Consider the following 13,458-nt stretch of genomic DNA (forward strand, 5'->3'; position numbering starts at 1 on the left):
TTGGTAGGGTTCCGCGGCTTTAGGCCCCCGCTGAGCGCTGGCTCAGCCCGGGAGGCACTCCAACGTATGAATCGACCCGCTTTGGTGAAGGGAACGCGATGACGGATTCGGTCAGCATCATTCCGATCAATATCGAAGAAGAGATCCGCCAGTCCTATATGGACTACGCCATGAGCGTGATCATCGGGCGAGCGCTGCCCGATGTTCGCGATGGGCTCAAACCGGTGCACCGGCGCATCCTTTTTGCGCAGCATGAGCTGGGCAACCGCTGGAACGCGGCCTACAAAAAGTCGGCGCGTATCGTCGGTGACGTCATCGGTAAGTACCACCCCCACGGCGACTCCTCGGTCTATGACGCGTTGGTGCGTCTGGCCCAGGACTTCAACATGCGCGTGCCGCTTGTCGATGGCCAGGGCAACTTCGGCTCGGTCGACGGCGACCCGGCCGCTGCCATGCGTTATACCGAAGTGCGTATGGCGCGGGTTGCTCAGGAGCTCTTGAGCGACATCGACAAAGAGACCGTCGAGTGGATCCCCAACTACGATGACACCATAGAAGAGCCGGCGGTCCTGCCCACGCGCATCCCGAACCTCCTGATCAACGGCTCCTCCGGCATCGCCGTCGGCATGAGCACAAACATCCCGCCGCATAACCTCGGCGAGGTGATCCGCGGCACGCTGGCGCTGATTGAGAACCCGGAGATCGATGTCGAAGGGTTGATGCAGCACATCCCCGGCCCCGACTTCCCCACCGCCGGCATCATGTACGGCGCACGAGGTCTGCGCGACGCCTACGCCGAGGGCCGCGGCATCATCAAGATGCGCGCCCGCGCGATCATCGAAGAGGATGAGAAGCGCGGCAAGAGCTCCATCGTCGTCACCGAGCTCCCCTACCAGGTCAACAAGGCGCGTCTCATCGAGAAGATCGCCGAGCTGGCCCGCGACAAACGCCTCGAAGGCATCACCGATCTGCGCGATGAGTCTGACCGCGACGGCATGCGCATCGTCATTGAGCTGCGCCGCGACATGATCCCGGCGGTCGTGCTCAACAACCTCTACAAGATGACGGCGATGCAGTCGTCCTTTGGCATCATCATGCTGGCGATCGTTCACGGTCAGCCCCGCATCATGAGCCTCAAAGAGGTGCTCAACCACTTCATCGACTTCCGCCGTGATGTGGTCACCCGCCGCACGATCTATGAGCTGCGCAAGGCCGAAGAGCGCGCCCATATTTTGGAAGGCCTCAAGATCGCGCTCGATCACCTCGATGAGGTCATCGCGCTGATTCGCGCCTCGGCCTCGCCAAACGAAGCGCGCGAGGGGCTGATGAGCCGCTTCGCGCTGAGCGAGCGACAGTCGCAGGCCATCCTGGATATGCGCCTGCAGAAGCTCACCGGTCTGGAGCGCGACAAGATCCTCGAAGAGTTGGCCGAGGTGCTCGCCGAGATCGACCGCCTGCGCGGCATCCTGGCCGACGAGAAGAAGTTGATGGCCGTGATCGTCGGGGAGCTCAACGAGGTGCTCGAAGCCTACGACGATGAGCGTCGCACCGAGATCCTGCACAACGTCACCGAGCTCTCCGATCTCGACCTGATCGCCGAAGAAGACATGGTGGTCACGCTCAGCCACGCCGGCTACATCAAGCGCACCCCGCTGAGCGAGTACCGCGCCCAGCATCGCGGCGGCCGTGGCAAGCGCGGCATGGACACCAAAGACGAAGACTTCGTTACCGACATGTTTGTGGCCTCGACCCACACCAACCTGCTGATCTTCACCTCGGTGGGTAAGGTCTACAAGCTGATGGTTCACGAGCTCCCGCAGGGCTCGCGCACCACGCGCGGCAAGGCCGTGATCAACCTTCTGCCCATCGAGCAGGACGAGAAGATCAAGGCGATCCTGCCCTTCGAGGAGTTTGAGGAGGGGCGCTACATCGTCACCGCCACCCGTCAGGGCGTGATCAAGAAGACCGATCTGATGGCCTACGCCAACGTGCACGCCGGGGGCATCATCGCGCTGGGCTTTAAAGACGATAACGACGAGCTCATCAGCGTGCGCGCCACCGGTGGCGACGATCGCATCTTCCTAGCCAGCAGCGACGGCCAGGCAATCTGCTTCCACGAAGAGGACGTGCGCCCGATGGGGCGCGTGGCCGCCGGCGTCTACGGGATGCGTTTCCGCGAGGGCGACACGCTCGTGGGCATGGACGTGGTCCCCGCAGGCGATGATCACTCCACGATCCTCACCATCACCGAGCGCGGCTATGGCAAGCGCACCGTGCTCGACGAGTACCCGCTGCAGCGTCGCGGGGGCAAAGGGGTGGTCACCATCAAGACCAACGATCGCAACGGCATGCTGGTGGGCATCCGGGTGGTGGACGACACCAATGAGCTGATGATGATCACCGACAAGGGGCAGGTTCTGCGCACCCGCGTCGAGCAGATCTCGACCTACGGACGCAACACTCAGGGCGTGCGCGTGATGAGCCTGGACGACGATGAGCTGGTCGTCTCCATCGCCGCGCTCGTCGCTGAGGATGAGGACGAGGCGCTCGAGGGTGAGGAGCTGGCCGAGGGGGCAGAAGGTGCCGAGATTCAGGGCGATGAGAGCCCCGAGCAGGCCGCCCCGACCGGCGACGATTCCGTGGACGAAGAGCCCGGTGAAGACAGTTAATCTGAGGCGGTTGACGCCCGTCAATTCCCTGTGTTACAGGGTGCGCGCCGCTGCTCGGGGAGGCGCTTGCAGACACGGTCTGCGGGCATTTTCCAGGGCAGGGCGCGAGGTGATTTAGATGGCCTCTCCACCAGAAGACGAATCGCGTAAGACCACCAAAAGCCCCTGGCTTGTGGCCGGCGCGATCGGAGCCCTGGGTTTTGAGTTTGTCGGTTTTGTACTCGGCGGCGCTTTCATCGGCACTCGCCTCGACGAACACTTCAACACCGCCCCGGTTTTGCTTCTGGTGACGATGGCGCTGGCAATGCTCGGCGCCGGGTGGCACGTCTGGAAGATCTCGCAACGGTTTTTGAAAACACAAGGTGAAGACTGATGGCCACGCTCGACCGTAGCTTCGTCGACGGGGTCTTCTGGCGCATGCTCGCGCTGGGAGCCCTCCTGGCGCTGATAACGGCCTGGGCAATCTCGCCACGCTTCGGCTACTCGATGGCCCTGGGAACGCTCACCAGCGCGCTCAGCCTGAGAGTGACCGCGTTTGTGGTGGCGAAAATGATCAAGGGCGCCATCGACGGCAACCCCGGCGCAGCAGGCTGGGCGGCTGTTCTGGCGTTTAAGCTGGCGATCTTGTTCTTCGCGATCTGGTTTTGCCTTTCGACCCTGAGTGCCCACGCCGTAGGTTTTATCCTCGGCTACAAAGTGTTGTTACCCGCGCTGGCCTGGCAGGCAGTTTTGACACGCCGCGATCGCCGCAGCACAGATGACGACGCCGACGACAACGAGAGCACGTAGTTCATGGCTGACTATACGTTTTTAGACCTCATCCCCGCCTTTGCTGAACAAGAGCACGGCGAGGGCTGGAACCACATCTTCGGCGACCCGCTGCTCAACCCCTCGGGGGTTGTGGGAGCCACCCACGTGGTGTTCACCGGCGTGCTCGTCGTGTTGATCACGGTGCTCGCTTTGATCGCCCGGCGTAAATACGCCAACCGCGATGAGGCTCTGGTGCCGGTGGGCAAGTTCTCGGTGAGCGGCTTCTTTGAGGTGCTCTTCGATGCCGTCATGGGCATGATGAGCGACCTGATGGGTGAGAAGGCGGCCAAGAAGTTCTTCCCGCTGATCGCCTCGCTGGCCGTCTACATCTACCTGGGTAACCTGATGGGGCTTGTGGTGGGCTTTTCGCCGCCGACCTCCAACCTCAACACCGGACTGGCCTGCGCGATTGTGGTCTTTCTGGTGTACAACGTCTCCGGCTTCATGGAGCAGGGGATGGGTTATATCAAACACTTTATGGGGCCGATTCTGCTTCTGGCTCCGCTGATTTTCATCATCGAATTGGTGGGACACGCCTTCCGCCCGGTCTCTCTCTCGGTGCGTCTGACCGGGAACATGACCGGTGACCACATGGTGTTGGGCGTGTTTGGAGATCTGGCCTCCGGGATGTTCAGCATTCCGATTCTTATCCCGGTGCCGTTCCTCTTCCTGGGGCTGCTGGTGTGCACGATTCAGGCGTTGGTCTTCTGCCTGTTGTCCAGCATCTACATCGCCCTTGCCATTGAGCACGAAGACCATTAAACGACTCGCCAGAAAGGTTGTTGGCCTAGACGGCTTTCATCAGGGCGTATCAACACATTGATACCCGTCACAATGGCGCACGCCGCAAAAGAGTTGGCGTTGCGCGAGCTAGGAGGACGCAGTCCATGCTGAAGAAATCCACGATCACGTTTTTGAGCACCTTCGCTATTGTCGCACTCTGGAGCACCTCGGCGTTCGCCCAGGGCACCGCTGCTGCGGCCGATAACGTCTTCACGACCTACGCCTGGTTGGGCGCTGCGGCGGCCTTCGGTGTCGGCCTGGCCGCGCTGGGTGGTTCGCTGGGTCAGGGCCGCGCGGCTGCGGCGGCTCTTGAAGGTATCGCGCGCAACCCGGGCGCGGCCGGCAAGCTCTTCACCCCGCTGATTCTGGGCCTTGCCCTTATCGAGTCGCTCGTGATTTACGCGTTCGTTATCTCGATTCTGATGGTCCTTAACATCGACATCACCGCGGCGCTCTAAGTCGCAGGTTGACGATGTGAAAAAGCCCGGCTTCGGCCGGGCTTTTTTTGTGCTCTGAGGAGCAAAAAAGCGCCAGGCCTCCTTCTTGCGTGGGGTGGGGGCGTGTGGTCTAATGCGGCCCATTGAGGAGGGCGGCTTTGCCTGCCCTCGGCTCTGATTTCAGGGCCTGTTCTCAAAGCCCCAGATGCCAGGGGCGCGCTCTGAAGACCGCGCTCCTCGCTTGATCCATCCCATCCGGAGCAGACCACGGAATGATCGTCCAGTGTCCCAGCTGTTCATCGCGATATCGCGTCAATGACGCCAACATTCCGCCCTCGGGGGGCAAGATCAAGTGTCCTTCCTGTGCGCACGCTTTTGTCGTGTACCCGGAAGCCCCGGCCGAGCCGGAGCATGAGGCGGATAAGACCTCGATCGCCGAGCGCCCCAACCTTCATGAACTCCTCAACGCGATGAATCAGAACAAGGCCGCCGCGCAGAACCCGGCGCCCGCGGTTGAGGATGAAGTCGCCAAGACCGAGGTGATGTCGGGCGCGGAGCTGCCCGACTTCTCCTCGATGTTCGGCGATGGCGGGGGCGACCAGACCATTGAGATGTCCAACCCGATGGCCAGCGGCGCGTTGCCCGGCCTGGGAGCTGCGGCCGAGGAGGATGACCTCCACACCCAGGAGCTCTCGCCGGACATCGTGCATAAGAGCCTGCAGCACCTGGGTGCGCGACCTGCCAGTGCGCCGCCCTCGATGCCCGATGAGGGTGGACCGGCTACTGAGATCGCGCCCCCACCGGTGGTGGAGCAGGCGATGCCGGCCCAGCGCCTCTCGGCGTCGGCGGAGCCCACCCCGCCGCCGGCCGGAGCGCCGGCGTTCGGGGCAAGCCCCGCTGCGCCTTCGGCGTCGGGATCGTCGCCCGGCATGGCTGCGCCTGCGGCCCCGGCAGGAGGCGTCGACGCCGCCCACGACGGCCCCTGGAAGCTGCAGACCAACTTCGGGCTGACCTACGAGTTTGCCGACAACAAGAGCCTGCGCAGCTGGCTTGCCAGCCGTGAGGACCTCAACGGCTATAAGCTCTCCTCGGGCGGAGAGTTTTTCCCGCTGAGCGAGTACCCGCAGTTTTCGCCGGGAGGCGGCGCGGCGACGCAGCGATCGGGGAACTTCTCGGTGGCCTCGTCGGGCGCACAGGCGCCGATGCCGGGCATGGGGCCTGCTCCGACCAGCCCCACCGGCTCGGGCGCCTCACCGGCGATGCCTTCGCAGTCGGGCTCCTCGCCGGCGATGACGCCGCCTGCGGCGGCGCCTTCGGTCCCCGGTGGCGCTCCCACCCCGGCGCCTCAGCCGGCCTCTCCCTTTATGACGGCCGGGATGCCTGCGGTCGGCCAGAACCCGCCTCCCAACCAGGGGCGCGAGAAGATCGATCCCAACGCCGGGTTCCGTCCTCCTTCGCGTGACAGCAACGCGCTCACCATGGTGCTCTGGGGCGTCTTCGGACTTCTGGGACTTGTGGCCATTGCGCTGGGCCTGCACCTGGGCGGCATCATCAACTTCCCCGCCCTCGGCGGTGGCGCAGGGGCTGAGAACGTCGCGCCTTCGCCGGCGCCCGCTCCTTCCGCCGCGCCAGCTGCGGCGCCTTCAGCGGAAGAGGCGGCCGCCCAGGAGGCTCCCGCCGCGCCCGATCCCGACCAGCGCGCGCAGGTGGATCGCATCCTGGAAGACGCCCGCGTCGACATTGAGTCCAATCGCCTCACCTCCGCGCTCGACCGCCTGGAGACCGCCCGCTTGCTCGACCCCGACCGCGTTCAGATCTACGACATGAGCGCCCAGGTGCACGAGAAGCTCGGCCAGCAAGATAAGGTCGAAGAGATGCGTGAGCAGGCCCGTAAGTTGCGCAGCCAGGGCGGCTCGCCACCTCCCACGATGGAGTAAGGAGGGCGGCCTGAGAGGCTCTCCTCCAACCTATGCCGATGGACGTCTCTTGCCCGCAGTGCCAGACGCTCTACGAGTTTGATGAGGCGCAGCTGCGCTCGGTGGGATCGGTCAACCTCAAGTGCAGCCAGTGCGATCACCTCTTTCGTCTTGAGGTGCCCGAGGAGCTGCGCGACGAGAGCCAGCGTCGCTGGATGGTGCGCAAAGCCTCCAGCGGCGATGTTCTTTATTTCTGGGGGTTCGACGAGCTTCATCGCTGGATCATGACTGGCGAGGTGGAGGCGCACGACGCCATCTCGCGCACTGGCGAGCGCTGGAGTGAGCTGGGAAGTCTCGGGGAGTTCGCGCCGGTCTTTCAGGCGGTGGCGTCCATCGCCGGGCTGGGGCGAGCGGAGCGACGTGATCCGATGGAGGATCGCGCCACGCAGAGTTTTGGGGCGGCGTCGACGCCCGCGCGCCCCCGGCAGTCGACCACGCCGCATCACGACGCGGCGCGTCCTCCCGCGAAGCCGGGTGCAGCCGCGCCCCCTCGTGAAGAGCAGCCCACACCGGCGCCGCTGCGCGAGGCGCGCGCCACCCCCCGCCAGCCTGTCGCCGAGGAGTCGGTCGCACCCGCGCCACGCTCGCCAGGGCTCAACCTTGACGCGGAGCGTTTCGGCCCGGCTTCTGCAGCCCCGGAGCCCGACGCCACGCGCCGGCGATCGCCCGGACGAGCACCCCATCTGACGCCGGTGGGGCCCGAGGACGATGATTGGTCGCTCGGCGATCTGAGTGTGACCCAGTCTGGCTCGCAGATGATCGTGGCTCCGGAGCGGCGTGTCCGTCGCTCGCGGGGCCCGGCGTTGGCGGTGCTGCTCGTGTTGCTCCTGGCAGGTGCCGGAGCCGGTGCCTGGTACGCCGGCTACCTCGATGCCTGGCTCAAGGGCGACGCGGGCACGGCTGACGCATCAGAGACGCAGGCACTCGCCGAGGATCAGGCGCCGGATTCAGACGCGCGTAGTACGCCTGTCGTCAGTGCGGCCGATCGGGTGGTTGAGGCGCGCCACGCTGCGCGTCGGGCGGCACATTTGCCGGTCTGGGTGGCGGCAGTTGCCGAGGCGGTGCAGAAGGTTGGCGCAGCGAGCGAGCGAAGCGAGCGCGTCGCGCAGAAGTCGCAACGCCCCGACATCGATGCGGTGCTGGCCTCGGCGCGGCGTGCCCTGCAGCGCGGTGACGCGCAGGCGGCGCGCGCCCGCTACCACCGCGCCACCGAGATCGATGAGAGCAACCCCGAGGCGATCACCGGCCTTGGGTGGGCGCTGCTGGAGCTGGGGTCTCTGGACTCGGCGGTCGCGCAGTTTCGTCGCGCCATCTACCGCGACGCGACCTACGGCGACGCCTACATCGGCCTGGGCCGCGCGGAGCGTGATCGCGGCAACATCGGCGCCGCGATTGAGGCGTACCAGACCTACCTTGCGCGTCTTCCGAATGGGCCGCAGGCCTCGATCGCGCGCTTTCAGAGCGAGCAGCTCCGGCGCTCCAGTGGTCTGGAGTAGCGCGGCGAGCGTTGCGGATTTGTGTCTGAAATCAAGGGTTTAGCTTAAGCGTGCTGCCCCAGCGCGAAGCGCTCCAGCACCTCATAGCGCGGACCGTCGTGGCGCAGGTGCGACTCATAGAGCACCAGATCTTTGATGTAGCTTTTGCCAAAGCTCAGCTCGTCGTAACGCCCGAAGATCTCACCGAGATCGGGGTTTGCGCGCGACTTCAGCCGCCCCAGAGTGATGTGCGGCAAAAACTCGCGGGGGTCGGCCGCCACACCGATCTCCTGGAGGTCGCGCTCCAGCGCTTGCTGCAAAAGTCCCAGCACCTCGGCGCTCTTGGCGTCGAGGCCGGCCCACAGGATGCGGGGCTGGTCGGGGCGGGGGAAGGCTCCAAAGCCGCGGCACTCCACCTCAAAGGGAAAAAGGGGCTCGGCCAGGCGGCTGACCGTGCTCTCAAGCATCGAGACGAGATCGCCGGGGGTATCACCCAGAAACTTCAGGGTGAGGTGGATGTTCTCGGCCTCGGTCCAGCGCACGCTGAGATCGTCGCCGAAGGCGCCTCGAAGACGGCCCTGGAGCTCATCCTGGAAAAGAACAAGGCGCTCAACGACGTTGATCGAGAGGTCTACAGCTATGAAGAGGCGTCGCATCATGGGGAACTTCAGGCGGAGAGAGAGGAGCGTAGCGCGGACGGGAGGTTATCAACCATCCCCGCAGCGCTGACAAGGTCGGGCTCAGGGAGCAGGGGGCACGCCGGCCTCCACACTGCTCGCATCAAAGGGGCCACGCACATCGTGTGCGTCCAGGCGACCTTCGAGGTGCCAGAGCAGCAGGGCCATCGCGGTGTAGACCGAGGCTGTGCGGATCTCATCGCGGGTGCGCCCCGGGTAATGCGCGCGTTTATGAAAGGTGCCCTGCGGGGTGTGCAGGCCGAAGTCGACGGTGCCCACCGGCTTCTCAGCGCTGCCGCCGGTGGGGCCGGCCACGCCGCTGATGGCCAATCCAAAGGTCGCGCCGGCGGCCCGTGCGGAGCCCAGGGCCATCTGGCAGGCCACCGCGGCGCTCACCGCGCCTTCACTGGCCAGGGTCGAGGCGTTGACGCCCACAAGATCGATCTTGGCCTGGTTGGCATAGGTCAGAAAGCCCCCCTCAAACCAGGCCGAGCTCCCCGGCGTCTTTGTGAGCGCCCCGCCCAGCAGCCCGCCGGTGCAGGACTCGGCGACGGCCACCGTCGCCTTATGCTCGATGAGGCGGCGACCCACCCGCGCGAAGAAGTCTTCGCCGCCCTCGGCAACGAGCCAGGCGCCGATGCGAGCCTCAATGAAGTCGACCAGCTGCGCCAGCGCCGCGTCCTCGGGCGCTTTGAGCGAGACCTCAATCACCGGGTAGCTCGCCCGATACCCCACCCGACCTCCGAGTTGATGCGCCAGGGGTTCGATGCCTTCGACCATCGTCTCGAGTTTCGATTCGCCCAGACCGTAGTAGCGTCGGCGAGCGCTGGCCCGGGGGGCGTCGTCATCGGGGCCGAGCTCGTGTAAGAGGTAGCGCTCCACAAACCATTGAAACTCCCGGGGGACGCCGGGGAAAAAAAACGCGGCGCAGCCGCGATGATCCACGCGAAACCCCGGCGCGGTGCCCACCTCGGTGGCCAGGATCGTGGCGCGGGAGGGGAACGTGCACTGGCGGCGGTTGTTGTCGGTCAGCGTGTAGTCGCGCTCCCGGGCGCGCTCCTCAAGCCGCTGCAGGCTGGGGGCGTCTTCGTGGAGCACATCCTGGCTCCAGGCTGCGGCCGCCTCGCGGGTGCGGTCGTCGGCGGTCGGCCCCAGCCCCCCGCTGACCACGATGACGTCGCAGGAGCTCAGCGCATCGAGCGCCTGAACGATGCGATCTTCGTCGTCGCGCACGATGCGAAGTTCGCGCACCTGAAAGAGACGATCTTCGCCCAGGCGCATCACATGCCGCCCGTTCTTGTCGCTGACACGGCCGTCGAGCAGTTCGTCGCCGATGCACAGAATGCCCACGTGCTTGATCATCTTAGACTCCCTTCATCATCGCGATGGTGCCTGCCGGGGGGGCGTGCTTGACGCTCTTCTCGCACCTCTTTTAGAGTTGGCACCGGATTGTCTCAAGTGGATTTGTTGGGTTGCCTGTTTGCGGGCTTCGAGGTCACTGATGCCCGAAGAGTTCGGGACGTACCAACTTCATCGCAAGATCGCTCAGGGGGGCATGGCCGAGGTCTTTGAGGCTCGCGCCTTAGGGGAGATCGGCGGGTTTAGCCGGCCGGTGGCGATCAAGCGCATGTTCCCGCATCTGGTCGATCGCGATGACATCATCACGATGTTCATCGATGAGGCGCGCATCGCCTCGAGGTTGCTGCATCCCAACATCGTGCAGATCTACGATCTGGGGGTGGTCGACGGTGCCTTTTACCTGGCGATGGAGCTTGTCGAAGGGCTCGATCTTCGTCGGGTCTGTGAACTCGGGGTCAAGCAGGACTTCTTTTTACCCCGGGAGCTGGCCGTGCGCATCATCGCCGATGTGGCCAGCGGGCTCCATTATGCGCACACACGCTGCGACGACCAGGGCCGACCGATGCGGGTGGTCCACCGCGATATCTCGCCGCAGAACGTGCTTTTGAGCGTTCAGGGGGGCGTCAAGATCTGCGATTTCGGCATCGCCAAGGCCGAGAGTCGGCTCACGCACACGCGCACCGGGGAGTTTAAGGGGAAGTTCTCCTACATGAGCCCGGAGCAGTTCGACGGCGGAGCGCTCGATCATCGCAGCGACATCTTTACGCTGGGCATCGTGCTCTACGAGATCACGACCGTCTCGCGTCTTTTTCGATCGCGCACCGAGTACGAGACGATGCGCAAGATCACCGAGGGCATTGTGACCCCGCCCACCGAGGTGCGCGCGGACTACCCCGAGGATCTTGAGGCGATTGTGCTGCGCGCTCTGGCCCGCGACCCTCAAGACCGCTATCAGAGCGCCGGGGAGCTGGCCGAGGCCCTGGAGGACTGGCTCTTTGAACGCCGTGTCCGGGTGGGGGCGCGCCAGCTCGCCGAGTACCTGCAGGAGCTGGAGCGTCGCGCCCAGATACCAGCCGACGTTATCGACGATGGCAGCGACGATGCCACGCGCCCGGTCACGATCTCCGAGCAGCATTTTGTGCTCGACGACGATGATCTCGAAGTGTTGGAAGACGTCGACGTGATTGAGGAGCGCACCCGCGCAAGCTCCATCGACGTAACCACCCTGGAGCTCGGCGAGGGCGCGCGTCGCGAAGACGTCGGGGAGCAGGGCGGGGTGCCGGTAGTGGAAGTGCGCCGGGTGGAGGCCCGCGGGCCTGGGGCTCACGTGTATGGCGAGGCGGGCGGCGCGTCGATCGACGAGACGCTGGTGGATGTGCGCGTCGACGAGAACATCAGCGACGTCGATGACGACGCGACCCTGGGTGTGGTGGCGAGGGTGGCGGAGCTTGCCGAGCGCGATGCGCACCGGGTTTCCGGTGATGTTTCGGCCAGCGCTCCCGGGGCTTCCGAGGAAGTTGCCCCGAGCAGTGTGGCGAAGGCACCAACGCCGGCGCCCGCATCGGCGACTTCATCGGCGTCGAGCGACGACTCGTTCTGGCGCAAGATCCCCGATCTGGACGTGGCATCGTCGAGCGGCCCGTCGCCCTGGGCGCCGCCGACGCCCTCGATCGCGGCGACCGCGGCGATGCCCACGATCGAGGCCAAGCGCGCCGGTGCGCCCCGGCGGATGCTGCTCTGGGCTGCGTTCGTCGCGGTCATTGTGGCGGTCGGTCTGGTCGCGCTCTTGTGGCCGGTTGGCGAGTCGAGTGAGGCGGTGGACGAGGCGCCGGCGTTGCAGGCCCAACCTCGCCAGATGGCAACCTTGAGCATCGTAACGGAGCCCCCGGGGGCGCGGGTGATCGCCAACGGTCTTCGGCTAGACGGAGCCACGCCGATGCAGGCGGAGCTCGAAGCGGGTCTCACTCACGACCTGTGGATCGTGGCCGAGGGCTTTCGCCCGGTGCGCCTTGAGGCCCCCGCCGGTTCGCCGCTTGAGCCGGTGGTGCTGGAGCGTTCGGTCGGCGGTGCGCGCGCGCCGCTGAGCTTTGAGAGCACCCCGCCCGGCGCGGCGATCTACCTCAATGGCGAGCGGGTGGGGATCACGCCGCTGCGCCTGGAAAATGTTGTGGCCGACGGCCTCAGCCACGTGCAATTTGAACATGCAGGCCACAGGCCTCATGTCGCCTGGGTGCAGCCCTCGCCAGAGGAGCATCTGCGGGTGGAAGGCATGCTCGCAAGTCAGCAGGCCACCCGGGCGATCGTGCGCGTGAGCACTCGCCCTCGCAGCAGCCGCGTGATGCTTGATGGTGGTTCGGTCGGCACCAGCCCGCTCGAAGAGGTCGTGCCGGCTACGGGCATCAAAACGCTGGAGGTCAGCGCCCATGAGCGGCGACCCCAGGCCTTTGCCCTGGACTTCAACGCGATGGGGAGCGTGCATATCGACACCGCGCTTGAACCTATTGCCACCGGAAAGGGCACGCTCAGCCTGAGCGTCTCGCCAGCCGCGGCCATCTATATTGAGGGGCGTTCCTATGGCGCCGGCCCGATCGAGGCGCTTGAGCTCGACGCCGGCCCTCACACCCTGGTCTTTGAGACTCTGGAGGGGCGCCGGCTGCGCGCCTCGATCGAGGTTGAGGCCGACGTGCATCTGGCGATCGACGCCACCCTGGCGGGCGAAACGGTCGATCTTCGCCCGCGCTGAACTCGCCAGAAGGGCGACTTTTCTGCACATCTTCAAAAAAAATAGGGGGTCAGACGCAAACTCTGTTCACGGGCTTCGATAATAGAACAAGCCCGGTAACCCGACGTGAACAGGAGCGTGCAGATGACCGACCCGATATCAGGCGCGATGGCCTCACAGGCCGCCCAGATGATGCAAGAGAGCGCCGCCACCGAAGGCGCGCAGCCCTCCGGTAAGAGTTTTGCCGAGGTGCTCCACCAGGGGCCTCCCCAGGTGGAGCAGACCCCGGACGTGACGCCGGTGGAGGCCACCGAGCAGGTCGCTGAGCCCGCCGCGCTGGACGCCTACATCGAGGGGATTCTTGGTGATGAGAGCCGCATCAGCGAGCTTCTGGAGTCGAGCATGCGCGGCGATGCGCTCGGGCCCGAGGAGATGCTGCAGATGCAGGCGTTGATCTACAGCTACAGCCAGAAGGTGGAGCTGACGACCAAGGTCGTCGAGAAGGCCACCGGCGGCATCAAACAGGTGATGAACACCCAGGTCTGAGGGA

General features: G+C 65.2%; 11 protein-coding genes and 1 pseudogene. 10 read left to right on the forward strand and 2 right to left on the reverse strand.

The features are described from left to right. The first annotated feature begins 98 nt into the window (after positions 1 to 98). The 8 genes and pseudogenes from gyrA (at position 99) to FRC98_RS00130 (ending at position 8,171) form a co-directional block, all read left to right on the forward strand. The gene (gyrA, locus tag FRC98_RS00100) at positions 99 to 2,669 is read left to right on the forward strand and encodes a DNA gyrase subunit A (protein ID WP_146979280.1); all 2,571 of its coding nucleotides are present in this window, start codon (positions 99 to 101) and stop codon (positions 2,667 to 2,669) included. A 118-nt stretch (positions 2,670 to 2,787) separates the two neighbouring features. Beyond that, complete coding sequence (locus tag FRC98_RS00105) at positions 2,788 to 3,042, forward strand: AtpZ/AtpI family protein (RefSeq protein ID WP_146979281.1); 255 nt, start codon at positions 2,788 to 2,790, stop codon at positions 3,040 to 3,042. Beyond that, positions 3,042 to 3,458: an ATP synthase subunit I gene (locus FRC98_RS00110; protein ID WP_146979282.1), complete on the forward strand. Its 417-nt coding sequence runs from the start codon at positions 3,042 to 3,044 to the stop codon at positions 3,456 to 3,458. The genes FRC98_RS00105 and FRC98_RS00110 overlap by 1 nt, the downstream gene beginning before the upstream one ends. 3 nt (positions 3,459 to 3,461) lie before the next feature. After that, positions 3,462 to 4,241 carry a F0F1 ATP synthase subunit A gene (atpB, locus tag FRC98_RS00115; protein WP_146979283.1) on the forward strand — a complete coding sequence of 260 codons (780 nt, stop codon included), beginning with the start codon at positions 3,462 to 3,464 and terminating at the stop codon, positions 4,239 to 4,241. Between the two features lie 125 nt (positions 4,242 to 4,366). Then, positions 4,367 to 4,720 carry an ATP synthase F0 subunit C gene (locus FRC98_RS00120; protein ID WP_230467116.1) on the forward strand — a complete coding sequence of 118 codons (354 nt, stop codon included), beginning with the start codon at positions 4,367 to 4,369 and terminating at the stop codon, positions 4,718 to 4,720. A 251-nt stretch (positions 4,721 to 4,971) separates the two neighbouring features. Continuing rightward, a pseudogene (locus tag FRC98_RS22220) lies at positions 4,972 to 5,070 on the forward strand (zinc-ribbon domain-containing protein); the annotation flags it as partial. A 9-nt stretch (positions 5,071 to 5,079) separates the two neighbouring features. Further along, complete coding sequence (locus FRC98_RS00125) at positions 5,080 to 6,636, forward strand: hypothetical protein (RefSeq protein ID WP_230467117.1); 1,557 nt, start codon at positions 5,080 to 5,082, stop codon at positions 6,634 to 6,636. Positions 6,637 to 6,668: 32 nt separating this feature from the next. Then, entirely contained in the window at positions 6,669 to 8,171 is a 1,503-nt protein-coding gene (locus FRC98_RS00130) for a tetratricopeptide repeat protein (RefSeq protein ID WP_146979285.1), read from the forward strand. 44 nt (positions 8,172 to 8,215) lie between these two features. Here the strand turns inward: FRC98_RS00130 and thpR are convergent, their stop codons facing one another. Together thpR and FRC98_RS00140 are read right to left on the reverse strand one after the other, a co-directional pair. Beyond that, complete coding sequence (gene thpR, locus FRC98_RS00135) at positions 8,216 to 8,809, reverse strand: RNA 2',3'-cyclic phosphodiesterase (RefSeq protein ID WP_146979286.1); 594 nt, start codon at positions 8,807 to 8,809, stop codon at positions 8,216 to 8,218. An 81-nt stretch (positions 8,810 to 8,890) separates the two neighbouring features. Further along, positions 8,891 to 10,189: a CinA family nicotinamide mononucleotide deamidase-related protein gene (locus tag FRC98_RS00140; protein ID WP_146979287.1), complete on the reverse strand. Its 1,299-nt coding sequence runs from the start codon at positions 10,187 to 10,189 to the stop codon at positions 8,891 to 8,893. A gap of 139 nt (positions 10,190 to 10,328) precedes the next feature. On the opposite strand from FRC98_RS00140, the gene FRC98_RS00145 reads away from it, so the two are divergent. Both FRC98_RS00145 and FRC98_RS00150 read left to right on the forward strand, forming a co-directional pair. Then, positions 10,329 to 12,929 (forward strand): serine/threonine-protein kinase, encoded by a 2,601-nt coding sequence (locus FRC98_RS00145; protein ID WP_230467118.1) that lies wholly within the window; start codon positions 10,329 to 10,331, stop codon positions 12,927 to 12,929. A gap of 123 nt (positions 12,930 to 13,052) precedes the next feature. Beyond that, a complete protein-coding gene (locus FRC98_RS00150) occupies positions 13,053 to 13,454 on the forward strand; it encodes an EscF/YscF/HrpA family type III secretion system needle major subunit (protein ID WP_146979289.1) in 402 nt (133 codons plus the stop codon). Positions 13,455 to 13,458: the final 4 nt, after the last annotated feature.

The sequence above is a fragment of the Lujinxingia vulgaris genome (assembly GCF_007997015.1).
Taxonomy (GTDB): Bacteria; Myxococcota_A; Bradymonadia; order Bradymonadales; family Bradymonadaceae; genus Lujinxingia; species Lujinxingia vulgaris.